Annotated in this window: 23 protein-coding genes and 1 tRNA gene; 19 read left to right on the top strand and 5 right to left on the bottom strand. The window is 58.3% G+C overall.

The window, feature by feature from the left end:
* Positions 1–709 precede the first annotated feature (709 nt).
* The 8 genes from DWW12_RS08940 (at position 710) to DWW12_RS08905 (ending at position 8300) form a co-directional block, all read left to right on the top strand.
* Complete coding sequence (locus DWW12_RS08940; RefSeq protein ID WP_233544286.1) at positions 710–1735, top strand: ABC transporter substrate-binding protein; 1026 nt, start codon at positions 710–712, stop codon at positions 1733–1735.
* Between the two features lie 317 nt (positions 1736–2052).
* Complete coding sequence (gene hpf, locus DWW12_RS08935) at positions 2053–2637, top strand: ribosome hibernation-promoting factor, HPF/YfiA family (RefSeq protein ID WP_035137685.1); 585 nt, start codon at positions 2053–2055, stop codon at positions 2635–2637.
* Between the two features lie 79 nt (positions 2638–2716).
* Positions 2717–3670, top strand: coding sequence for a DegV family protein (locus tag DWW12_RS08930; RefSeq protein WP_089572413.1), 954 nt, complete (start codon positions 2717–2719; stop codon positions 3668–3670).
* Positions 3671–3768: 98 nt separating this feature from the next.
* Entirely contained in the window at positions 3769–4848 is a 1080-nt protein-coding gene (locus DWW12_RS08925; RefSeq protein WP_117855769.1) for an NAD(P)-dependent oxidoreductase, read from the top strand.
* Positions 4849–4853: 5 nt separating this feature from the next.
* Complete coding sequence (locus DWW12_RS08920; RefSeq protein WP_055310425.1) at positions 4854–5282, top strand: hypothetical protein; 429 nt, start codon at positions 4854–4856, stop codon at positions 5280–5282.
* 15 nt (positions 5283–5297) lie between these two features.
* Complete coding sequence (locus tag DWW12_RS08915) at positions 5298–5996, top strand: hypothetical protein (protein WP_117635810.1); 699 nt, start codon at positions 5298–5300, stop codon at positions 5994–5996.
* Positions 5997–6002: 6 nt separating this feature from the next.
* On the top strand, positions 6003–7088 hold the full coding sequence (locus tag DWW12_RS08910) for an isocitrate/isopropylmalate dehydrogenase family protein (protein WP_022094615.1): 1086 nt from the start codon (positions 6003–6005) through the stop codon (positions 7086–7088).
* A 126-nt stretch (positions 7089–7214) separates the two neighbouring features.
* A complete protein-coding gene (locus DWW12_RS08905) occupies positions 7215–8300 on the top strand; it encodes a hypothetical protein (RefSeq protein WP_117855768.1) in 1086 nt (361 codons plus the stop codon).
* Between the two features lie 114 nt (positions 8301–8414).
* On the opposite strand, the gene DWW12_RS08900 is transcribed toward DWW12_RS08905, so the two are convergent.
* Together DWW12_RS08900 and DWW12_RS08895 are read right to left on the bottom strand one after the other, a co-directional pair.
* Positions 8415–8651, bottom strand: a complete 237-nt coding sequence (locus DWW12_RS08900; protein WP_117564746.1) for a helix-turn-helix transcriptional regulator — start codon at positions 8649–8651, stop codon at positions 8415–8417.
* A 9-nt stretch (positions 8652–8660) separates the two neighbouring features.
* Positions 8661–9299: a DUF2975 domain-containing protein gene (locus tag DWW12_RS08895; RefSeq protein WP_089572407.1), complete on the bottom strand. Its 639-nt coding sequence runs from the start codon at positions 9297–9299 to the stop codon at positions 8661–8663.
* 699 nt (positions 9300–9998) lie between these two features.
* Between DWW12_RS08895 and DWW12_RS08890 the strand changes: the two genes are divergently transcribed.
* The 8 genes from DWW12_RS08890 to nagA all read left to right on the top strand — a co-directional run bounded on the left by DWW12_RS08890 (position 9999) and on the right by nagA (position 16690).
* A complete protein-coding gene (locus DWW12_RS08890) occupies positions 9999–10442 on the top strand; it encodes a PTS fructose transporter subunit IIA (protein ID WP_117564748.1) in 444 nt (147 codons plus the stop codon).
* Positions 10442–10723 carry a preprotein translocase subunit YajC gene (gene yajC / locus DWW12_RS08885; protein WP_117564749.1) on the top strand — a complete coding sequence of 94 codons (282 nt, stop codon included), beginning with the start codon at positions 10442–10444 and terminating at the stop codon, positions 10721–10723. The genes DWW12_RS08890 and yajC overlap by 1 nt, the downstream gene beginning before the upstream one ends.
* A 36-nt stretch (positions 10724–10759) precedes the next feature.
* The gene (gene agaV, locus DWW12_RS08880) at positions 10760–11242 is read left to right on the top strand and encodes a PTS N-acetylgalactosamine transporter subunit IIB (RefSeq protein WP_089572404.1); all 483 of its coding nucleotides are present in this window, start codon (positions 10760–10762) and stop codon (positions 11240–11242) included.
* 90 nt (positions 11243–11332) lie between these two features.
* Positions 11333–12133: a PTS sugar transporter subunit IIC gene (locus DWW12_RS08875; RefSeq protein WP_089572403.1), complete on the top strand. Its 801-nt coding sequence runs from the start codon at positions 11333–11335 to the stop codon at positions 12131–12133.
* Complete coding sequence (locus tag DWW12_RS08870; protein ID WP_055251210.1) at positions 12123–13205, top strand: PTS system mannose/fructose/sorbose family transporter subunit IID; 1083 nt, start codon at positions 12123–12125, stop codon at positions 13203–13205. The genes DWW12_RS08875 and DWW12_RS08870 overlap by 11 nt, the downstream gene beginning before the upstream one ends.
* A 185-nt stretch (positions 13206–13390) precedes the next feature.
* The gene (locus DWW12_RS08865) at positions 13391–14122 is read left to right on the top strand and encodes a GntR family transcriptional regulator (protein ID WP_117564750.1); all 732 of its coding nucleotides are present in this window, start codon (positions 13391–13393) and stop codon (positions 14120–14122) included.
* A gap of 114 nt (positions 14123–14236) precedes the next feature.
* Positions 14237–15403: an SIS domain-containing protein gene (locus tag DWW12_RS08860; RefSeq protein ID WP_117855767.1), complete on the top strand. Its 1167-nt coding sequence runs from the start codon at positions 14237–14239 to the stop codon at positions 15401–15403.
* A gap of 117 nt (positions 15404–15520) precedes the next feature.
* A complete protein-coding gene (nagA, locus tag DWW12_RS08855) occupies positions 15521–16690 on the top strand; it encodes an N-acetylglucosamine-6-phosphate deacetylase (protein WP_117646248.1) in 1170 nt (389 codons plus the stop codon).
* 75 nt (positions 16691–16765) lie between these two features.
* Here the strand turns inward: nagA and DWW12_RS08850 are convergent, their stop codons facing one another.
* Positions 16766–17350, bottom strand: a complete 585-nt coding sequence (locus tag DWW12_RS08850) for a hypothetical protein (protein ID WP_089572399.1) — start codon at positions 17348–17350, stop codon at positions 16766–16768.
* Between the two features lie 155 nt (positions 17351–17505).
* Here DWW12_RS08850 and DWW12_RS08845 point away from each other — a divergent pair, with 155 nt between their 5' ends.
* The 3 genes from DWW12_RS08845 to DWW12_RS08830 all read left to right on the top strand — a co-directional run bounded on the left by DWW12_RS08845 (position 17506) and on the right by DWW12_RS08830 (position 20053).
* On the top strand, positions 17506–18387 hold the full coding sequence (locus DWW12_RS08845; RefSeq protein WP_117855766.1) for an aldose 1-epimerase family protein: 882 nt from the start codon (positions 17506–17508) through the stop codon (positions 18385–18387).
* A gap of 59 nt (positions 18388–18446) precedes the next feature.
* Positions 18447–19382: a hexose kinase gene (locus DWW12_RS08840; RefSeq protein WP_117855765.1), complete on the top strand. Its 936-nt coding sequence runs from the start codon at positions 18447–18449 to the stop codon at positions 19380–19382.
* 197 nt (positions 19383–19579) lie between these two features.
* The gene (locus tag DWW12_RS08830; RefSeq protein ID WP_089572396.1) at positions 19580–20053 is read left to right on the top strand and encodes a YhcH/YjgK/YiaL family protein; all 474 of its coding nucleotides are present in this window, start codon (positions 19580–19582) and stop codon (positions 20051–20053) included.
* Positions 20054–20188: 135 nt separating this feature from the next.
* Here the strand turns inward: DWW12_RS08830 and DWW12_RS08825 are convergent, their stop codons facing one another.
* Together DWW12_RS08825 and DWW12_RS08820 are read right to left on the bottom strand one after the other, a co-directional pair.
* Entirely contained in the window at positions 20189–20554 is a 366-nt protein-coding gene (locus DWW12_RS08825) for a hypothetical protein (RefSeq protein ID WP_117855764.1), read from the bottom strand.
* A gap of 780 nt (positions 20555–21334) precedes the next feature.
* A tRNA-Thr gene (locus DWW12_RS08820) sits at positions 21335–21410 on the bottom strand.
* Between the last annotated feature and the right edge of the window lie 148 nt (positions 21411–21558).

Genomic DNA, 21558 nt, shown 5'->3' with positions numbered 1-21558 from the left:
CGACGGACCTCGGGACGCTCTTACACCACGTCTGCGCGCGCCACCAATCAGTAACAGCAAAATCAAGGAATTTAGGACTCGGAGGCGTCATAAAGTAAGAAGATAATAAACAAATGTAGAATAACTAAGCATCAGGTTGGCGACACTGAGCGCATAATCTGTCCGAGAGGCCAAAATTGCCTGTTACTAAATTGGTGACAGTACTCATATTTGCCATTTTTTGGCCACAGCACCCTAGGAAGGGTGCCCCGGAGCTCCCCATAGGGGGAGCTCCGGGCTTCACAGGGGCACGAATAGCCCACTCCGACCTGCGAAATCTGTACTCGCGATGCGAATGACGCCCCTAACCTTAAACTATAGCTTGAACTTAGCTATAATGCGCTACGTTCCTACCAGGCTGTGGTTGCGGACGGACGAAATGCCCGTCCTAGTCCAAGACAGACGCGGTCAAAGGGATCCACGTAAGCGACCGCGTGCGCGCGGCGCGATCATGGCGCGTCCTAGATGTAAGCCGCACCGTCCGTTCTACTTTCTTTGGGGCAATACCGCCTCGCGGGCGAGCGGGCCAGTCGTGAAGGTGGCTGCGGCCTCCCGAGCAAACACCCCGGTGCGCAAGTGTGGGGTCAAATACCAGGTCAGCTGGTGGGAACAATCTGATATTCCGCGCAACGCACGGATCGTATACGACACAGAAGGCAGGGTAGTGGACATGGTGAGGGGCAGCTTGATGCACGCGGCTCGGTTAGGTGCTGGGACCGCAGCGGTCATCGCCGTTTTGGGCCTGAGCGGATGCGCGTTCAACCCGCTGTCTACGTTCACGACTCCCACGATCGACCAGATCGAGTACGAGACCGTCACGCCCGCGGTGTCGGATGATGCCCTGGTCACCCCCGGTACCCTGACGGTTGCCCTCGATACCTCCGATGCGCCGCAGGCCATGCAGGGCGCTGACGGCGAGCTCACGGGGTATGCAGTCGACGCTGCCCGCGCCCTCGCAAGCCGCATGGGCCTTAAGGTCGCCTTTGTCGATGCGTCCTCGGCAGGTTCCGCGCTCGGTGACAAAAAGGCTGATATCTTTATCGGCGAGATCAACTCCACGGATGGGGACGTTAGCTCGCTCGGCACCTGCCTGTACGATGCCGCTTCCGTGTTCGGTAAAACCAGCGATGGTGGGTCGCTGAGCGTTTCCACCGATACCCTTAACACGTCTACTCTGGGTATCCAGATGTCCTCGGCCTCGCAGGAGGCGCTTGCTAAGCAGAGCATCACCGCCAACCAAAAGACTTACTCCAACATCAACGAGTGCTTTGAGGCGCTCGAGTCCGGCGAGGTCGACTATGTGATCTGCGACTCCACGGCTGGCGGTTACCTTGCGCGCCTGATGAGCGAGATCTCCTATGTCGGTGCGCTCGAGGCGCCCTCGACGCTTGGTGTTGCAGGCCTTTCGTCCAATGACGAACTGTGTCGTGCCGTGAGCGATGCCCTCGACGGTATTACGGCCGACGGCACGCTCGAGGCGGTCCACTCTGTCTGGTATGGCAGGATGCCCTACGACCTCACCACTAAGACGGTTTCGGGCGCTAACGTGCAGCCGGGCGACTCTGAGTCCAGTGAGACCGCATCCTCCGGCAGCGAGTCCTCCGATTCCAACAATGAGACCGCATCCTCCGAGGACAAATCGTCCAGCCAGGAAGGCACCATCACCGACGACGACATTAACAAACTTAATAGCTAGTTATTGCTAGGGGTGGTGTCTCCTATACGTTGGAAAGGACGCCTCTTCACGGTTTCAACACGCACTGCCGGGCTTCCCCAATAGGGGAGCCCGGCTTTTTCATCCCTATAAAACCAGCAGGTCAAAGCCAATTTTCGGGACCAAATACAAAGCCGTCGGCTCCCTTCTATAGCGCACTTTGCCACAGAAAAGTGCGAGACTTCGGTATGCGGTATCAAGCAATCGTTATTCGGGTCTTTAGGAATCCGCGTGATTAAATGCACGGCAATGGGTACATAGCCAGTACAGTAAGTCCCCGAGGCAGATTGGAGCCACGTATGGATATCAAGGTTTCTGGACGCAAGACGACGGTAACCGATGCTCTGCGTGCGCATGTGGATGAGAAGATCGGCGAGGCGCTCAAGGTTTTCGATATCGAGCCCATGACGGTCGACGTTGTACTTCGCTATGAGAAAAACCCCTCGAACCCCAACCCGGCAATCGTCGAGGTTACGGTTCGTGCCCGCGGTTCGGTGATTCGCGTTGCCGAGCACGGTGCAGATATGTACGCCGCCATCGACCTCTCCGCCGATAAGGTCACCCGCCAGCTGCGTAAGTTCAAGACCAAGGTCGTGGACAACCGCCAGGGCGGTGCCAGCGCCGCGGATGTCGCGCCGGTCGAGCGCGTCGAGGATCTGGCCGACCTGCTGCTGCCCGAGGAGGAGGACGACCTGCTCGTCCGCGAGAAGGTTATCGACGTCACCCCGATGACTGAGGAGCAGGCGCTGGTGCAGACCGATCTGCTGGGCCACGACTTCTACGTGTTCGAGAACGCGACGACCGGTCTCATCAATGTGGTGTATCACCGTAAGAATGGTGGATATGGCATCATCAAGCCCCGCATCGAAACACTTGACGAGTAAAATACGTTAACTTGCATGAGTTAACGGTTGGCGGCCATCCCATGCGGGTGGCCGCCTTTTTACGTAAGGAGTCGCTTTGATGGACAAGGCCGCATCCGCCGGTCATTCGGACCGTTGCCGCATCGTCGTCGATACCTGCTGCGACTTTAGCCCCGAGGTCGCCGCGAACCTCGATGTCGATATCCTGGGTTTCCCCTTCATTATCGATGGCGAGGAGCGCACGGATGACATCTGGTCGAGCATCACACCCAAGGAGTTCTACGACCGCATGCGCGCCGGTGCCCGCGTGTCCACCTCGGCTGTGTCGCTCGGTCGCTATATCGAGTTCTTTACCGAGTGCGCCAAAGAGGGTACGCCCACGGTCTACCTGTGCTTTACCTCGGCGCTGTCGTCGAGCTACAACTCCGCGTGCCAGGCGGCGGACGCCGTGCGCGCCGAGTATCCCAACTTTGAGCTGTACGTGGTCGACAACGCTCTGCCCTGTGCGACCGGCGAGCTCTTGGCGCTCGAGGCCGTGCGCCAGCGTTCGGCGGGACTGACCGCCAAGCAGCTGGTCGACTGGGCAAACGAGGCCAAGACCTATGTCCACGGTTACTTTACGCTCGAGAGCTTTGACGCGCTGGCTGCCGGCGGCCGCATTCCGCCCGCGGCGGCACAGCTCACGGCAAAGCTCGACGTCAAACCCGAGCTGTCCTACGACCTGGCCGGCTCGCTGTCGCTGATCGGCGTCAACCGCGGTCGCAAGAAGGCGCTCAAGTCTATCCTCAAGTCGTTCCGCGAGAACTATGTGCCCGATCGCACCATGCCCATCGCCATTATGACGGCCGATGCCGAAAAGGACGGCGACTGGCTCGAAGCCGCCATCCGCAAGGAGGAGGGTTGCGCCGACGTCACGATCATTCGCAGCTCCGTGGGTCCCACCATTGGCTCGCACGTGGGCCCCGGCATGGTGGCCTGCGCGTTTTGGGGTAAGAACCGCGCCGACAAGGCGTCGCTTTCCGACCGCATCGCCCGCCGCGTGCGCGGTCAGTAGGCAAGTAACGCGGCCGTAATCGATCCCAACTCACAGCCCAAACGCTGGCACCGAGTATTCAACCTGGTAACAACACCCAACCCAAAAGGAAAGGTTTCATGGCAAACAAGCTCTCCGTCGCATTTATCGGCACCGGAATCATGGGTGCCCCCATTGCCGGCCACATCCTGGATGCCGGCTATCCCGTCACGGTCAACAACCGCACCAAGTCCAAGGCCGCCGCGCTCATCGAGCGCGGTGCCGTCTGGGCCGATACCCCGGCCGATGCCGTGGCTAACGCCGATGTCGTCTTTACCATGGTGGGCTATCCCTCCGAGGTCGAGGAGCTCTACCTGGCGGGCGACGGCCTGCTCGCGTGCACCAAGCCGGGCGCGGTTTTGATCGACCTCACCACGAGCTCGCCCGAGCTCGCCCGTGACATTGCCGAGGCCGCCCAGGTTTCTGGTCGCATGGCGTTTGACTGCCCCGTCACCGGCGGCGAGTCGGGCGCTATCGCCGGTACGCTCACGGCTATCGTGGGCGCTACCGAGAACGACATCGCGCCGGTCCGCGACATCCTTGCCACCTTTGCGGCCAACATCTGTTGCTTCGACGGTGCCGGCAAAGGCCAGGCTGCCAAGCTCGCCAACCAGGTGTCGCTGGGCGCCTGCATGGTCGGTATGGCAGACGCCATGGCATTTGCCGAGCTGAGCGGCCTTGACCTGGAGAAGACCCGTCAGATGATCTTGGGCGGTACCGGCAAGTCCGGCGCCATGGAGAGCCTGGCTCCCAAGGCGCTCGACGGCGACTACAAGCCCGGCTTTATGGTCGAGCACTTCATTAAGGACCTGCGCCTGGCCCTTGCTTACGCCGACGACCGCGAGCTCGCGCTGCCCGGCGCCGACGTGGCCTTTACGCTCTACGACATGCTCGACGCTATCGGTGGCGCCAAGCTGGGCACCCAGGCCATCACGGTCCTCTATAAGGAGGAGGCCGATGCCATCGCCGCCGGTCTGGACTGGTCGCAGTATCGTCCCGAGGAGCATGGCGCTCACGAGGAAGGTTGCGGTTGCGGCGAGCACGGCGAGGACCATGAGTGTGGTTGTGGCCATCACCATGGCGAGGACCACGAGTGCTGCGGTGGCCACGGCCATGACGACGGCCACGAGTGCTGCTGCGGCCACCATCACGGGGAGTAGCGCCTATGAGCTGGACGTTCGTGGTGCTTGCGCTGGTGCTCTTTCTCTTTGCGATCTACATCGGCTTTTTGTGCGGCCAGTGGGCCTGCGAAAAGCGCGTGATCACCAAGCGCGACTACTGGATCGCCAACTTTGCGGGTGCGGCGGCAGTCGTCCTGCTGACCTGGGTGTTCTCGCTGTTCCCGCTGGTGCAGTTTGCGCCGATCGGCTGGCTCGGCGGCTTTATCGCAGGCCTTAAGATGAGCTTTGGCGAGTCCGTCGGTCCGTGGCGCAAGCACGACGAGGTCTTTAACGTCAACAAGGCTCATCGCGCCGCCGCCGACGCGGGCGACGCCGAGGAGCGCCGCCGCGCACGTCGCAATGGCGCGGCCGACCGACAGCTCATCTCGGTCACCGATGACAGCAAGGGTGCTGGCAAGCACGCTAAGAAATAGTAAGAAGAGGTAACTATGGCAGAAAACAAAGATGAACAGCTCACCGACGAGGAGCTGGCACAGCTTCAGCTGGCAGAGGAGAACGAGAACGCCGTCGACCGCCTGGTCCAGGAGCTCGGCTGCCCCACGCGCCGCATCCGCCAGTTTGCCGCCCGCGTGCTGCACCTGCTTGCCGAGCGCGATCCGCAGCGCGTCGTGCCCTGCGTGCCCGCGCTGATCGAGGCGCTCGATCGCCCCGAGGCGCAGACCCGCTGGGAGGCCCTCGATGCCTTGGCGGCACTCGCCACCACCTGCCCCGAGCAGCTGGGCGATGCCTTTGAGGGCGCCGAGACCGCACTGTTCGACGAGATTTCCTCCACGCTGCGCTATGCCGCCTTCCGCCTGCTGTGCGTGTGGGGTGCCACGAGCGTCGAGCGTTCGCGCGAGGCTTGGCCCATCCTGGACGAGGCCATCCAGTGCTACCACGGCGACCTTGAGTATCGCGACATGCTCGGTTGCCTGTACGAGTTTGGCCAGGGCGAGATCGACGCCGAGGTCGCCGAGAAGCTTGCGCTGCGCCTTAAGTTCGACGCCGAGAACGGCAAGGGCAGCTATCTCAAGGCCCGTTCGAGTGAGATTTGCGAAATGCTTGTTAAACGTTTTGGCCTGGATCTCTCCAAAAAGAAGAAGCGTGCTAGCGTTAAAAAATCTGACGACGCCGAAGACGAGGAGTAACAGATTATGGCGCACGATGTAGTCCTGATTCCCGGTGACGGTATCGGTCCCGAGATTACGCAGGCCATGCGCCGCGTGGTCGAGGCCACCGGCGTCCAGATCAACTGGAACGTCCAGGAGGCCGGCGCCGGCGTCATGGACGAGTTTGGCACGCCGCTGCCCCAGCACGTGCTCGACGCGGTCGCCGAGACCAAGGTTGCCATCAAGGGCCCCATCACTACGCCGGTCGGCACGGGCTTCCGCAGCGTTAACGTCGCCCTGCGCAAGCACTTCGACCTGTACGCCTGCGTGCGCCCCTGCCTGTCGCAGCCGGGCGACGGCTCGCGCTTCCGCGACGTCGACCTGGTCATTGTGCGCGAGAACACCGAGGACCTCTACGCCGGCATCGAGTTCGACGAGGGTGCAGCCGAGGTCGAGGAGCTCTCACAGCTCGTCGAGCGCTCGGGTCAGAAGACCTTTGCCGCCGATTCCGCCATCTCGATCAAGCCCATCTCTATCGCCAAGAGCCGCCGTATTGTGGAGTACGCCTTTGAGTATGCCCGCCGCTGCGGCCGCAAAAAGGTGACGGCCGTGCACAAGGCCAATATCATGAAGGCGACCGACGGTCTGTTCCTGCGCGTTGCGCGCGAGGTGGCCGCCAACTATCCCGATATCGAGTTCAACGACAAGATTGTCGACGCCACCTGCATGGGCCTGGTCCAGAACCCCAACGACTTCGATGTCCTGGTGCTGCCCAACCTGTACGGCGACATCGTGAGCGACCTGTGCGCCGGCCTGGTGGGCGGCTTAGGAATGGCCCCCGGCTCCAACATCGGTGCCGACTGCGCCATCTTTGAGGCTACGCACGGCTCCGCGCCCGATATCGCTGGCCAGGATATCGCCAACCCCACGGCCGAGATCCTCTCTGCTGCGATGATGCTCGATCACCTGGGCGAGAACGATGCTGCCAATCGCATTCGTGCCGCCGTCTCCGCCACGCTCGACGAGGGCGAGCAGGTTACCGGTGACGTGCGTCGTGCCCAGACCGGCTCCGTTGAGGGCGCTGTGGGCACGCAGGCCTTTGCCGATGCCGTTATCGCGCACCTGGCCTAAGGTATGCACGCTGCAAACGCCTAAATAGTACTTAAGTGTTTGCGTATAACCTAAGAATCAATACGCCCGGCGCCTCGTCGGGCGTATTCTATTGGGGACTATGTTTCCTAACAAGGAGTAATTGATATGGGTCTGATTCAAAAGAAGGACGAGAAGGACGAGATCGACGGCATCCAGATCATCGAGCGCGGCGAAGGCCCCGACGGTGACGAGGACGAGAAGATCGATCTGGTCGCCGGTACGTCTGCCGAGCACATTGCCGCCGGCACGACGGCCGAGGAGGAGGACGCCCGACTGGAGGCTCAGATTGCCGCGGATGCCGCTGACGAGAACCTCATGCCCGAGGAGCAGGACGAGGACGACGACTCCGACGTGGACGACCACGCTTGCAAGCACAAGAAGACGATGATTGCCATCTTTGTGGTCGCCGTCGTGATCGCTGCCGTGGTCGGCTTCTTTATCGGCAACGGTGGTTTTGGCGGCAAGGGCGTCGGCTCGGCGACCCTGACCGAGGACCAGCTCGATTCGACCGTGGCAAGCTATAGCTACAACGGCAAGAAGAGCGACATCACCGCGCGTGAGGCCATCGAGAGCCAGTACAGCCTCGACACCGTCAAGGATAGCGATGGCAACTACACCGCTCCTTCTGCTGACGTCATCCTGTCCTACGTGCGCAACCAGATTCTGCTGGACGCTGCCGAGGACGAGGGCGTTACCGTTTCTTCCAAGGAAATGAAGCAGTACGCCGAGGATTCCATCGGCACCTCCGACTACAAGACCATGGCCACGCAGTACGGCGTGTCCAAGGACCAGGCCAAGCAGATCGTCCGTCAGTCCGCGACGCTGCAGAAGCTCTACAAGAAGAAGGTGGGCGATAGCTCCGCAAGCATGCCGACCGCCCCGACCGAGCCTGCTGACGGCAACGAGGAGACCGCGAGCAAGGACTACGCCGACTACATCATCAACCTTGCCGGCGATGAGTGGGATAGCGAGAAGGGCACCTGGAAGGACGCCGATGGCACCTACGCCAAGGCATTCGCCGACGATGCCTTTACGGCCGATAGCGCGACCTATAAGCAGGCAATGACCGCCTATTACACCGCTTACCAGCAGTATTCTTCGCAGGCTTCGAGCGCCAGCTCCAAGTGGACCGAGTACGCCAACAGCCTGTACGCCAAGGCCAACATCAGCATTTACGGCCTGTTTGCGTAAGATCTGCCTGAGCTTACCGATCGCGTAGCCGAACTATCTGAATAAGCCCGCTAGAACGATATCCGTTCTAGCGGGCTTATTACGTCGGAGGTACCGGTAGTTAAATAATCTCAATTAATCTTTAAGTCCAAAGAGGTTATCGGCTTCATCGTCAGGCATATATTCCAGTACATCGCCCGGTTGGCAGTCGAGTGCCCGGCATATCGCGTCAAGAGTTGAAAAGCGCACGGCAGAAACCTTGCCCGTCTTGATGCGCGACATATTGACCTGGGAGATGCCCACGCGTTCCGCAAGCTCTTTGGATGAGATCTTGCGTTCGGCGAGCATGCGGTCGAGCCGCAGAATAATCATGGATTCCCCCTAGAGCAACTCGTCATCTTGTATTTGCAGGATACACCCGTACTGGAAGACGCTGGCAATCAGGCTAATAATCAGGCCTGCAAAGACCATAGAGAGGTCGAGGTGCTGGCCGCCAAGCGCATCCGTAAAGTTGCCGCCAAATCCTGAGAGTATCAGCCCCGTGACTATGGCACCAAGAAGCTTCACAGCAACGCCGCCAATAAGGAACAAATGTCCTACTTGACGTAGTATGCGGATGCATTCGAGGTCAAAGGGCCTGCCCGCCTTTTCAATGGCGGAGAAAAACCTGTATGCGCTTAGCACAATGGCAAGCGCAAGGCATGTCATCATGGCGCTCCCTATGGCAGTATGACCGTCGTGCGCGACAAGCATAAGAGGGGTCTGTTCATTGGCGCCGACGAGAGCGAGAGATGGCCCTTCGCCGGCATTAAGCTCTACGGATTGGAGGCAGAACCCTTGGGAGAGGCTAGGCAATATGAGTAGAAGCTCGATTGCAATGACTGCGAGAAGTCCCAGAGCGAGCGCTACGGCGGTGCAGATTGTGGCCCATTTGCAGATGTGAGCGAGCTTCCTCAGATCGGCTATTGCCTGTTCGCGGTTGATGGGTTCATTCGATTTGGATACGTTCCAGCGGATCATAGCTCCTCCAACCAATGTCTAGGATGATATTTAAATCTTATAACATACTTAATGATAAACGATAAACAATTACAGATTAGAGTAAGTTATGTTTGTAAGACGAATAGCGAGAGCTTATGGCATATTTAGGGAGTGAGAGTTTGGCACGTGGGGGATGGACGAGTATCGAAATTTCCCGCAACCGCGCAAGTGCTTCATCGGGTCTCCCTAATTCATATGGAAAAGGAGCTGCAAACGATTGGAAATAACCGCTGAGCGGTCGAAAACTACCGTTCACCGATAATTTCTAAACTGGTTCTAACTGGTATTAAGTCAAAAAGACCAATTCACAAATCTTCACAATGACCTGCATTTTTTCTACATGCTTTTTTGGCCACCCTGCGTTGTTTAGACACAGAAAAGGTTCCGATCTTTCGTCAAAGTATTTCGAAACGATTTCAAAACCGCAGGTAGAAGTGTTAACGAGCGGTAAACGGTCGATTTATCGCCGTGAGCGGTGCAAAAACGTTTACTGCGTGAATCAGCGAAAGCGACCTCTTCTGTGATGATATAGTGACAACAACACGTCACGTGGTTACTACCAGTTGAGAGACCACTGGTCTTCAAAGAACGCTTTCCAAGAAGCTTTAAGGGCGTCCGCCCGCTGGCTTCCGAAAACATCGGACTCAGATCGTACACACCTTCGGAAGGGAAATTTGAATGGTTGGCTTTATTCTTACCGGTCATGGACAGTTCGCACCCGGCCTCGCAAGCGCTATCGCTATGGTCGCCGGTGATCAGCCCGCTTTTACCGTCGTTCCTTTCGAGGGCGACCAGGCTGCTTCCTACGGTGAGGATCTCCGCGCCGCTATCACCGCCATGCGCGAGGAGTGCGATGGCGTGCTCGTCTTTACCGACCTGCTTGGTGGTACCCCGTTCAACCAGGCAATGATGATTGCCCAGGATGTCGACAACGTCGAGATTCTGACTGGCACGAACCTTCCCATGGTTATTGAGCTTCTGTTCCTCCGCGGCAACGCTACGCTCGCCGAGCTTGGCGAGCAGGCCGTGACCGTTGGCCAGACGGGCATCACCGCCCAGACGGTTGCCTCCGTCGCTGGTGCCGAGGAAGAGGATATCTTCGGTGACGAGGACGGCATCTAATGGCCGATTTCGGAGCCAGCGTCCTGAGCTCCTCGGTCGCTCTTTTAGGCCTGCTTGTCGTCATGGGCTTGATTTACACCATCTGGTCGCAAATCAACATGAAGAAGAAGCAGAAGTACTTCAAGGAGCTACACACCGAGCTCAAGCCGGGTCAGGAGGTTCTTTTCGCCGGCGGTATCTACGGAACCGTCAAAGGCATCGAAGGCGAGAAGGTCCAGATCAAAGTCCGATCCGGCGCCGTTGTAGATGTTTCGCGTTACGCGATTCAGGAGATCAAGTAACTGTCGTCAGCAAATAACGAAAGGAAGCTGATCAACATGGCAGAACCCAACATTCTTCTTACCCGCATCGATAACCGACTGGTCCATGGTCAGGTCGCTACCCAGTGGAACTCCACCTTGGGCTCCAACCTCATTCTCGTCGCCAACGACGATGTGTCGACTAACACCATGCGCCAGAACCTCATGAAGATGGCCGCTCCCGCCGGCGTCGCTACTCGTTTCTTCTCTCTGCAGAAGACCATCGACGTCATTGGCAAGGCGAGCCCGCGCCAGAAGATCTTCATCGTGGCCGAAACACCGGAAGACGTGCTTACGCTCGTCAAGGGCGGTGTGCCTATAAAGAAGGTAAACATCGGCAACATGCACATGTCGGAAGGAAAGCGCCAAGTCGCCACCTCCGTCGCAGTTAACGACGAGGATGTCGCTGCGTTTAAAGAGCTGCAGGAATTGGGGGTGGAGTTGGAGATCAGGCGCGTTCCGAGCACGCCTGTTGAGGACACGAGCAAGCTCTTCTCGTAATCCTCATGATCCACGTTGTCAGGAATGAAACCCTGACATTCTGTACGTGAAATCCAAAGTGCGTACATACATTTTGAAAGGAGGAGCAAGATGGAATACTCGATCATCCAGGTCGCTCTGGTCTTCATCGTCACGTTCGTCGCGGCAATCGACCAGTTCAACTTCCTCGAGTCTCTCTATCAGCCCATCGTCACCGGCGCCGTCATCGGTCTTATCCTTGGCGACCTCAACACCGGTCTTCTCGTGGGTGGTACCTATCAGCTCATGACGATCGGCAACATGCCGATCGGAGGCGCTCAGCCGCCTAACGCCGTCATCGGCGGCATCATGGCAGCCATTCTCGCTATCGCTACGGGCCTCGAGCCCAACGCGGCAGTCGGCCTTGCCATTCCGTTCGCTCTGCTTGGTCAGCTCGGCGTTACCCTGGTCTTCACGCTTATGTCGCCGCTCATGTCCTCTGCGGACAACATGGCTCACAACGCTGACACCAAGGGTATCGAGCGTCTGAACTACTTCGCCATGGCTCTGCTCGGCCTGATCTTCGCCGTCGTCGTCACCCTGTTCTTCATCGCTGGCGCCACCATCGGTCAGACCATCGCTTCCGCCATCCCGACTTGGCTGCAGACCGGTCTCTCCGCTGCAGGCGGCATGATGCGCTTCGTCGGCTTCGCCGTCCTGCTCAAGGTTATGATGAACCGCGATATGTGGGGCTTCTTCCTCATGGGCTTTGGCCTCGCGCTCATCACCGTTGCCAACGATTCTCTGGCAACCCCTGCTCTGCTCATCCTCGCTCTCATCGGCTTCGGCATCGCTTTCTGGGACTTCCAGCAGCAGACCGAGCTGAAGGGTGCAGCTGTTTCTGACGGAGGTGACTTCGAAGATGGCATCTAATGAGTATGTGATCCCGGAGCACTACGAGGATCTCACTCCTGCTCCGCAGCTCGACCAGAAGACCCTCAACAAGATGGCCTGGCGCTCCTGCTTCCTGCAGGCCTCGTTCAACTACGAGCGTATGCAGGCCGCCGGTTGGCTCTACTCCATCATCCCCGGTCTGGAGAAGATCCACACCAACAAGAACGACCTCGCGGCTTCCATGAGCCACAACCTGGAGTTCTTCAACACCCATCCGTTCCTTGTCACCTTTGTTATGGGCATCGTGCTTTCGCTCGAGCAGAACAAGGTTGACATCCCCACGATCCGCGCCGTCCGCGTCGCCGCAATGGGCCCGCTCGGTGGTATCGGTGACGCCCTGTTCTGGCTGACGCTTGTGCCTATCACGGCCGGCATCACCTCCAACATGGCCATCAACGGCAATGCCGCTGCGCCGATCATCTTCCTGGTGATCTTCAACGTCGTCCAGTTCGCTCTGCGCTTCTGGCTCATGAACTGGTCCTACAAGCTTGGCACCAGCGCTATTGACGCTCTGACCGCCAACATGCAGGCCTTCACGCGTGCCGCTTCCATCATGGGCGTCTTCGTCGTCGGTTGCCTGGTCGTCACCATGGGTGGCACCCAGATCAACCTCCAGATCCCCAATGGCACCACCCGTGGCCTCTCCGCTACTACCGTGATCGTCTCCGAGAAGGAGGCCGAGAACTTCACCGGTATGGAGGGCATCGATACCGAGACCGCTGAGGCCGGTACCATCGCCATGACCGATAAGGACGGCAACGCCCTTACCGCTTCCGATGCCGACGGCAACGCTGTCGAGTGCGGCGTCACCGATCTGGGCAACGGCATGGAGTCCGTTACCTACGGTACCGTCACCGAGGATCCGGTCAACTTCTCTGTTGCCGACACCCTCAACACCATCGTCCCCAAGCTCGTCCCGCTTATGCTTACGCTGCTGCTTTACTACATGTTCGCTAAGCACAGCTGGACCCCGACCAAGGGCATTCTCCTGCTCTTCGTCCTTGGCATCCTGGGCGCTGGCCCGCTTGGTCTCTGGCCGAGCATCTGGTAAGGCTCTAGCTTGAGGGGTGTGTCCCTACGCGGCTCACACCCCGACCCCTTAAGCCATGTGTATGTTAAAAGCCGCGCGCTCGAAAGAGCGCGCGGCTTTTGTTTTCTTGATGATTCGGGTGTGGCAGACAGATAATGCTTAACACCCTAGGTAGTTAGCCGAATTCGAGCAAAAGGGAGGATAGGATGGCGATCGGAGCGCGTAAGCAACCGCTGTACGATCAGCTGGTCGATATTCTGACCGAAAAGATTGACCATGAATATCGCGCCGGTGACATGATTCCTTCCGAGCGCGAACTTTCGGAGCGCTATGGTCTCTCGCGCACTACGGTACGCCTGGCTCTGCAGGAACTGGAGCGTTTAGGACTGGTGGTTCGGCAGCACGGTCGCGGTACCTTTGTGACCGACCGTTCGGCAAAGGCAACCAATCTTATGCAGTCCTACAGCTTTACCGAGCAGATGCGCGCGATGGGTCGTGACCCCGAGACCACGATTCTCGAGTTTTGCGAGATGGAGGCCGATAAGAATCTGGCCGAGCATATGGGATTGCGTATCGGTGATCGCATTTTTAAGCTCAAGCGCCTTCGTTCTGCCGACAACATGCCCATGATGGTCGAACGCAGCTATCTACCGGTTCGTCAATTTCTGTCCCTAAAGCGACCGCTGCTGGAGCGTAAGCCGCTTTACGATGTGATTGAGCAAGACTTTCAGCAAAAAATACGTGTGGCCGAAGAGGAGTTCTATGCGAGCATAGCCCGTCCCACCGATGCCCACCTTTTGGAAATTGTCGAGGGCTCGCCTGTGCTCGATTTGGTTAGGACTACGTATAACGAGTCAAACGAGGTTGTGGAGTATACGCTCTCGGTTGCTCGTGCCGATCAGTTTAAATACAAGGTTTACCACCAGCGTAGCGACTAGTGTTGGCATCGTTTCCATATGATGATTCTTTGTATTTAACTGGTTACTACCAGATAACCAACCGAAGTGTATAATTGCACGTCAGAGGATTACTTCTAGAGAGAGGTATTAGAAATGTTCGAGAAGAGTGTCGAGGAGCTCACCGAGCTCGGCGCCCAGATTACCACGGCCGAGATTGCTCAGCAGCCCGAGCTTTGGCGTGATACGCTCAACATCTATCGCGAGAACAAGGAGGCCATCGAGGCCTTTCTGGCCGAGGCTCGCGCTATGGGCGAGGGCCGTCTGTCCGTTGTCTTCACCGGTGCCGGTACGTCCGACTATGTTGGCGATACCTGCGCCCCGTATCTGCGTCACGCCGGCAACACTGATCTCTACGACTTTAAGCCCATCGCCACGACCGACATCGTGAGCGCCCCGCGCGACTTCCTGCGCGCTGAGGATCCCACGCTCGTGGTTTCCTTTGCCCGCTCTGGCAACAGCCCCGAGAGCCTTGCCGCCGTTGCCGTTGCCAAGGAGCTCGTCCACAACGTCAAGTTCCTCAACATCACCTGCGCGCCCGAGGGCAAGCTCGCCGTCGAGTCCGTCGATGATCCCAATGCGCTGACGCTGCTCATCCCGCGCGCCAACGACAAGGGCTTCGCCATGACCGGCTCCTACACCTGCATGACCCTGCTCTCTACTCTCATCTTTGACGAGGCTTCCGACGAGCAGAAGGCCGAGTGGGTCGAGACCATCGCCAAGATGGGCGAGGAGGTCATCGCTCGCGAGTCTGAGGTTGCCGACTACCTCGCTGGCGACTTCAACCGCGTGACCTACCTTGGCTCCGGCTCCTTTGGCGGCCTTGCTCAGGAGAGCCAGCTCAAGATCCTCGAGCTTGCTCATGGCCTGGTTGCCACTTCCTACGACACCTCCATGGGCTATCGTCACGGACCTAAGTCCTTCGTCGACGACAAGACCCTCGTGTTCGTGTTCGTCAGCAACGACGCCTACACCCGTCAGTACGACATCGACATCCTCAACGAGATCGGTGGCGACGATATTGCTCAGCGCACCGTTGCCGTTCAGCAGGATGGCGCTACTGTCTACGAGGGTGAGTCCTTCACCTTTAAGGGCTATGAGGCACTCCCCGAGGGTTACCTTGCTCTGCCGTTCGTGATGTTTGCCCAGGCAATCAGCCTGCTCAACTCCGTGCGCGTGGGCAACACGCCCGATACGCCGAGCCCCACCGGCACGGTCAACCGCGTGGTCAAGGGCGTGACGATTCACCCCTTCACCGCTTAATCGCGTCCCCCTGTAAGGGCGCCCGTCCGCTCATAACGGCGGGCGGGCGCTTTTTGTTTTACGTGAGCTGGGTATAAGCATCACCACAGTCAACTGCTTTAGAAGCAAGGAGTGCATATGAGCACGTACGCAATTAAGGCTGACAAGTTCTTCTTGCCGGCAGGCCCGCAACTGGGCGGCTATCTTATGGTCGAGGATGGCGTCTTTGGCGCCTGGCAGGCCGACGAGCCCTCTTGCGAGATTAAGGATTACACGGGATCGTGGATCGCACCGGGTATGGTTGACACCCACATCCATGGCTTCTATAACCACTCGACTACCGATAACGATCCCGAGGGCATCGATATCAGCTCGACCGAGCTCGCCCGTCGCGGCACCACCAGCTGGCTGCCCACGACGTTCACCGATGGCGTCGAGCAGATTAAGGACGCCTGCGCCGCCATCGCCCAGGCGGACGAGGGTCGCGGCCCCGACTTCTGCGGTGCTCGCATTCAGGGCATCTACCTGGAAGGCCCTTTCTTTACCATGAAGCACGTGGGCGCGCAGAACCCCGCTTATCTGATCGACCCCTCCGAGGAGGTCTTCGATCAGTGGCAGGAGGCTGCGGGCGGTCGCATCGTTAAGAGCGCCATGGCGGCCGAGCGCGACGGTGCCGCTGCTTATGCGGCTGCTCTGAACGCCAAGGGTGTGGTGACCAGCATCGGTCACTCCGACGCCACCTACGATGAGTGCATCGCTGCCATCAACGCCGGTGCCAGCTGCTTTACGCATACCTATAACGGCCAGCGCGGGCTGCATCACCGTGAGCCCGGTGTCGTGGGTGCTGCTATGTCCACGTCCGAGACCTACGCCGAGATCATCTGTGACGGCAAGCACGTAAACCCTGCCGCCATCAAGGCGCTGCTGCAGGCCAAGGGCTGGCAGCACACGGTACTCATCACCGACTGCCTGGGCTGCGGCGGCATGCCCGAGGGCAGCTACACCAGCGGCGGCATGGACGTCATCATGAAGGACAACCTGTGCTGGCTCGCCGATGGCAAGAGCATTGCCGGTTCGGTGCTCACGCTTGCCCAGGGCGTCAAGAACATCGTCGACTGGGGCATCGCCAGCGCCGATATCGCCATTCGCATGGCAACCGAGGTGCCGGCACGCTCCGCGCACATCGAGGATAAGTGCGGCAGCATCATGCCGGGTCGCGACGCCGACTTTGTCGTGTTCGACCATGAGCTCACCCTCGTCGAGACGTATGTTGGCGGCCAGAGCGTCGGCAACGCCTTTACCGAGTAACGAAAGAAAAAGACGGCGGGCCCGAATCTGCTCGGACCCGCCGTACGGGTTAAACGCTCAAAAGCACCTTTACAGTTACAGCTTGCTAGCGATTTTCTTTGCCGTACGCTTAACGCCGGCCACCAGGCCTCCTGCAGGATGCTCCTTCTCGTATGCTAGGCGCTTCTCGCGCTTGGCGTACTCTTCGACGATGATGTCTCCATACTCGTCTTCGATCTTGTCGAAGAAGTCGACGGCACCCTTAATTTCCTCAGCGGTCGGGTGCCCCTTTTGGACACCGCCGGTGAGTTTGAACGGCCCCCACGTATCAAAGCCGGGGCAGCCGTAGACACCCATAAAGATGGCCTGCCTCATGCGGCAGATGCCATCGATATCCTTGCCGTACCACTTGTTTTTGCCACCGTAGGTCATAAGGCCAAACACCTTGTCCTGCGGCTGCAACACGTTAGTGAGCACGCGTGCCATGTCCTTGTCGATCTCGGAGTAATAGATGCCCGTGGCGACACCAATCAGATGGTATTCGTGCAGGTTGGGATACTCGTTTTTGCCGAGTGTTTTCACGTCGAGGGTATCGATTTCGGGGTGCGCCTCGACGATGGCGTCCACGAGCTTTTTCGTATTGCCGTGGTGGCGTGAGGCATAAAGAATGATGGTTCGCATAAGAAGGCCTTTCAGCTGTAATTGCATCAATGTCTGTATGGTACCCCGTTACATGGCCGGGATACAGGACGCATCGATGAGCGTGCGGGTTTGTCCATTGGTCAGAGCCGAGACGGGTACTTGCGAGCAAAAGCAGTTGTTCGAAAGGATGGGCAATGGAATACGCTCTCTCCAACGATTCGATTTCTATTAAGGTGTCCACGGCTGGTGGTTCGTTTACCTCGATTGAGGCCGGAGGTCGCGAGTACTTGTGGCAGGGTGACCCCGCCGTGTGGTCCGGCCAGGCGCCGGTCTGCTTTCCGATTTGCGGAGGCCTGCGCGATGGTAGTGCCATGACGTTTGCCGGGCATCATGTAAAGCTCGCTCGCCACGGCTTTGCGCGCAAGCAGGAGTGGAAGCTGCTGAGCCAAGGCGAGAACGAGTTGGCTGTGTGTCTGGCGTCCGAGGATAACGCTGCGTTGCTGAGCGATTATCCGTATCCGTTTAGGCTCGTCGCCCGCTATACGCTCGAGGACGCCGCCGTGCGTGTCTCCTATGAGGTTACCAACGAGGGCACCGAGGACATGCCGTTCTTTATCGGTGGGCATCCCGGCTTTAGGTGCCCGCTCGATGAGGGCGAGGCCTATACGGACTACGAGTTGCGCTTTGAGAAAGAAGAGGCTGCAGAGCTTTGCACCGCTGTCCCTTCGACTGGCTTGATTGACGTGGACAAGCGCTCCAAGAACCCCATGGTGGGAAAGACGCTGCCCCTGTCGCACGAGCTCTTCGATTTTGCGGAGACCATCTTTGACGTGCTCGAGAGCCGCCAGGTCACGCTTTCCAAAAAGGGCGAGGACAAGGGCGTTCGCCTGAGCTTTGAGGGCTTCCCATATCTCATTGTGTGGAGCAAGCCCGAGGGTGATTTTGTGGCAGTTGAGCCTTGGGGCGGCCTTTCGACCTGCTCCGATGAGGACGACGTGCTTGAGCATAAGCGTGGCTGCCTTGTCGCCAAGCCCAAGGAGACCGTCGTTCGCTCGTTCACGATTGAGATTCTGTAATTCCGTTTTGTCGACTCGTATCGCGAGGCACAAGGAGCCTGCGAGATAAGGAGCTAAAAATGATCCTCACCGTTACGATGAACCCGTCCGTCGATACACGCTATCAGCTCGATGAGCTCATTATCGACGACGTTAACCGTGTGACGCCCGAAAAGACCGCCGGCGGCAAGGGTCTCAACGTGGCCCGTGTACTGGGTCAGCTGGGCGACGACGTTGTGGCAACCGGTCTACTCGGCGGCCACATGGGCGCCTACATGGCCGAGCTCATGGATGCCAACGGCATTAAGAATGATTTTGTACCCATCAAGGGCGAGACTCGCATTTGCCTTAACATCCTCCACGCCGGCAACCAGACCGAGCTACTCGAGAGCGGCCCGACGATTGCCCCCGAGGAGCTCGATGCCTTTACCGCCAAGTTCGCCGAGCTTGCGAGCAAGGCCGCTGTCGTTACCATCTCGGGTTCGCTGCCCCGTGGTGTCGAGGCGGGCTACTACGCCAAGATCACGGGTATTGCCGGGAACGCCGGCGCCAAGGTGCTGCTCGATACCTCGGGTGCTTCGCTCGAGGCCGCCCTTAAGTCCGAAATTAAGCCCGAGCTGGTCAAGCCTAACCTGACCGAGATTAACGGCCTTCTGGGCACGAGCTTTACCACCGACGATGTGGACGAGCTCCGCGCCGCGCTCGCCTCTGATGCCCGCTTCTCCGATATCCCCTGGGTCGTCGTGTCCATGGGCGCTGCCGGCTCCGTGGGCTTCCATAATGGCCGTGCATTCCGCGCCAAGACCCCCGATATCCCCGCCGTTAACGCTACGGGCTCTGGCGATTCGACCATTGCCGGCTTCGCGCATGCGATTGCTGCTGGCGCGGATGACGAGACGGTGCTGCGTACCGCCAACACCTGCGGCAAGCTCAATGCCATGGATCCCATGACCGGCCATCTGGTCATGGACCGTTGGGACGAGGTCTACAACGGCGTTGTCGTGACCGAGCTGTAAAAGCCTGGGCGTCGGCCCCGGCATTGCTTGCTAGCTCATGTCGACGACAAGTGCGGTAGCATTATGCTGGGGCGCGACGCCGAGTTTGTCGTGTTCAATCCCGACCTTACCCTGGTCGAGACGTATGTGGGTGGCAACAGCGTCGGTAATGCATTTACCGAGTAGCTGCCAAATAAACGATCCGAGAGGGGATTTAGATGATTTACGGTGCATTGGGCGATATCGAGGAATACCGCGGAATGCTCAAGGGCCTCGACGTGCTGATCGACTGGCTCGAGGAGAACGACCCGGCACAGCTCGAGGTCGGCAGCCATCCGATTTTGGGTGAGAAGGTCTTTGCGAACGTCATGTCTCCCACGACGCGTCCCGAGGCTGAGGCTCACTATGAGACGCATCAGCGCTATCACGACCTGCAGATCGACGTCGAGGGTCGCGAGGCCTTCAAGGTCGCTACGGGCAGCCTGACACTGGTCCAGGAGTTTGACGAGAAGGACGACTATGATCTGGTCGATTCCGACGCCTCGATCGCCGGCGATCTTGCCGACGACAAATTCGCGCTGTTCGTTGCCGGCGAGCCCCACATGCCCACGCTCGAGTTCCCGGGCGATGGCGCACAGCCGGTCAAGAAGATCTGCTTTAAGTTGCTTGCCGACGCTTACTGGGAGGAGTAACGCGCTGCTCGTCTGAGCTGCTCGTCTGATGGCGTGGTTCCCCTAGGGAAATCACGCTAGGACCCCGCCAAACGTGCTTTCCCTAGGGGAATCACGTTTGGCGGGGTTTTCTGTTTTTGAATAGGGAAGCCTCATTTATTTGCGAAGAACATCGGCTAGCCGCAGGATTGAAATCATCGACCGATAAGTGAGTTCCACTTTTTCGCCCGCAAGCAGTCGTTTCGAGCCAATCTCATCTAGCCCCACAAGCCGAGAAAACAGCGGGCCGCTCATCGTGCCATCGTCAATTGATTCCCTTATGGTCTTCAAAACGTCCGTATCATGAAGCGATGCCGAGCTGTAGGGGGCAACACGAGCGGAACTCTCAATTAACGACGAGACAAAAGGATGGAGATGCTTTGGACATAGTCCATCAAACACCACATCCCCATTGTCGTTCGAGCCGACCAGGCGCCAAGTATAATGATCGACCCAGTCATCCCCGTCGTATATGGCGTTCATGAGCAACTTCCCGTCTAGAGAGAGAAACCTATTTGGACATCGGGGCGCAAGACCGCAATCCATATCGGGCCTGCAGCAGCTCCAACCCAACGCACCACATAGGTTCCCTTTCGTACATGTGTATCAATCTGCCCCGAAATGCCGGTGAATGCAATTCCAGACCCGTTTGTCGGATAGCAATCGACGTATTTTTGTTTTCCGCTCACAACCTTGTATAGATAAATCGTTCCAGCAAAAGAGAAGGGATCGTTCGCAATTTTGTCCGGAAGAACTTGCCACCTCAAAATCCCGCTACCAATATGGTCAAGCTTGACCGTTCCGCCGTCCCCCTCAAAGTGGCAAGGGGATTTACCCCAGACTGAGAGTCGGCATCGCCCTCCTTAGCAGTTATCAGCAGGCTGCCCGTATAAGACTGCTAAGGCTCACCTTCAGGACAGGCAGCCTTGGCCCAAGAAGGGCCACTCAGGCAGAACAGTCCGAGCAGCATCAATACCAGCAAAAGAAAACCCTTAGTTCTTTTCATCTATATCGCCAATATCTCTCGACATTTGTATATTGTGACTATTTTAGATCTATATGGCCAATTTGAGCCCTCACCATGGCAATTGTTGCAGCTGGGTTTCTTTTCATTAAGATTTCACTTTGGTAAATCCCCGCCCCTAAGCATTAAACCCGAAGTCCACCGAGTGGGCCGCCGTTGACGTGGCGATGTTTGGATTGGCGCGCACGCACTCAAAATCGGCAACAAAAAAGCCGCCCGAAGGCGGCTATCTTGTGTAATGGAGCCAGCGACCGGGCTCGAACCGGTGACCCCCGCTTTACGAGAGCGGTGCTCTACCAACTGAGCTACGCTGGCGGCCATATGATGACGCAACTGAGGCATCAACGAGTGTCTATGATACGGGACATCGCACATCCGCGCAAGTGTTCTGACGGCTTTTCTCACTTTAAATGCACTCCTTGATTGGCAACTTCATCCGAACACCTCCCATATTCATCCGTAC

Source organism: Collinsella sp. AF14-35, assembly GCF_003464565.1.
In the GTDB taxonomy this organism is placed as follows: domain Bacteria; phylum Actinomycetota; class Coriobacteriia; order Coriobacteriales; family Coriobacteriaceae; genus Collinsella.
The sequence above is the reverse complement of the archived record's forward strand: the minus strand, read 5'-3'. Positions and strand labels throughout refer to the sequence as shown.

What these genes read in the sequence shown, in the direction of transcription:
- DWW12_RS08940 (WP_233544286.1), top strand. Translation starts at nt 710, where the DNA reads ATGGTGAGGGGCAGCTTGATGCACGCGGCTCGGTTAGGTGCTGGGACC.
- hpf (WP_035137685.1), top strand. Translation starts at nt 2,053, where the DNA reads ATGGATATCAAGGTTTCTGGACGCAAGACGACGGTAACCGATGCTCTG.
- DWW12_RS08930 (WP_089572413.1), top strand. Translation starts at nt 2,717, where the DNA reads ATGGACAAGGCCGCATCCGCCGGTCATTCGGACCGTTGCCGCATCGTC.
- DWW12_RS08925 (WP_117855769.1), top strand. Translation starts at nt 3,769, where the DNA reads ATGGCAAACAAGCTCTCCGTCGCATTTATCGGCACCGGAATCATGGGT.
- DWW12_RS08920 (WP_055310425.1), top strand. Translation starts at nt 4,854, where the DNA reads ATGAGCTGGACGTTCGTGGTGCTTGCGCTGGTGCTCTTTCTCTTTGCG.
- DWW12_RS08915 (WP_117635810.1), top strand. Translation starts at nt 5,298, where the DNA reads ATGGCAGAAAACAAAGATGAACAGCTCACCGACGAGGAGCTGGCACAG.
- DWW12_RS08910 (WP_022094615.1), top strand. Translation starts at nt 6,003, where the DNA reads ATGGCGCACGATGTAGTCCTGATTCCCGGTGACGGTATCGGTCCCGAG.
- DWW12_RS08905 (WP_117855768.1), top strand. Translation starts at nt 7,215, where the DNA reads ATGGGTCTGATTCAAAAGAAGGACGAGAAGGACGAGATCGACGGCATC.
- DWW12_RS08900 (WP_117564746.1), bottom strand. Translation starts at nt 8,651, where the DNA reads ATGATTATTCTGCGGCTCGACCGCATGCTCGCCGAACGCAAGATCTCA.
- DWW12_RS08895 (WP_089572407.1), bottom strand. Translation starts at nt 9,299, where the DNA reads ATGATCCGCTGGAACGTATCCAAATCGAATGAACCCATCAACCGCGAA.
- DWW12_RS08890 (WP_117564748.1), top strand. Translation starts at nt 9,999, where the DNA reads ATGGTTGGCTTTATTCTTACCGGTCATGGACAGTTCGCACCCGGCCTC.
- yajC (WP_117564749.1), top strand. Translation starts at nt 10,442, where the DNA reads ATGGCCGATTTCGGAGCCAGCGTCCTGAGCTCCTCGGTCGCTCTTTTA.
- agaV (WP_089572404.1), top strand. Translation starts at nt 10,760, where the DNA reads ATGGCAGAACCCAACATTCTTCTTACCCGCATCGATAACCGACTGGTC.
- DWW12_RS08875 (WP_089572403.1), top strand. Translation starts at nt 11,333, where the DNA reads ATGGAATACTCGATCATCCAGGTCGCTCTGGTCTTCATCGTCACGTTC.
- DWW12_RS08870 (WP_055251210.1), top strand. Translation starts at nt 12,123, where the DNA reads ATGGCATCTAATGAGTATGTGATCCCGGAGCACTACGAGGATCTCACT.
- DWW12_RS08865 (WP_117564750.1), top strand. Translation starts at nt 13,391, where the DNA reads ATGGCGATCGGAGCGCGTAAGCAACCGCTGTACGATCAGCTGGTCGAT.
- DWW12_RS08860 (WP_117855767.1), top strand. Translation starts at nt 14,237, where the DNA reads ATGTTCGAGAAGAGTGTCGAGGAGCTCACCGAGCTCGGCGCCCAGATT.
- nagA (WP_117646248.1), top strand. Translation starts at nt 15,521, where the DNA reads ATGAGCACGTACGCAATTAAGGCTGACAAGTTCTTCTTGCCGGCAGGC.
- DWW12_RS08850 (WP_089572399.1), bottom strand. Translation starts at nt 17,350, where the DNA reads ATGCGAACCATCATTCTTTATGCCTCACGCCACCACGGCAATACGAAA.
- DWW12_RS08845 (WP_117855766.1), top strand. Translation starts at nt 17,506, where the DNA reads ATGGAATACGCTCTCTCCAACGATTCGATTTCTATTAAGGTGTCCACG.
- DWW12_RS08840 (WP_117855765.1), top strand. Translation starts at nt 18,447, where the DNA reads ATGATCCTCACCGTTACGATGAACCCGTCCGTCGATACACGCTATCAG.
- DWW12_RS08830 (WP_089572396.1), top strand. Translation starts at nt 19,580, where the DNA reads ATGATTTACGGTGCATTGGGCGATATCGAGGAATACCGCGGAATGCTC.
- DWW12_RS08825 (WP_117855764.1), bottom strand. Translation starts at nt 20,554, where the DNA reads ATGAACGCCATATACGACGGGGATGACTGGGTCGATCATTATACTTGG.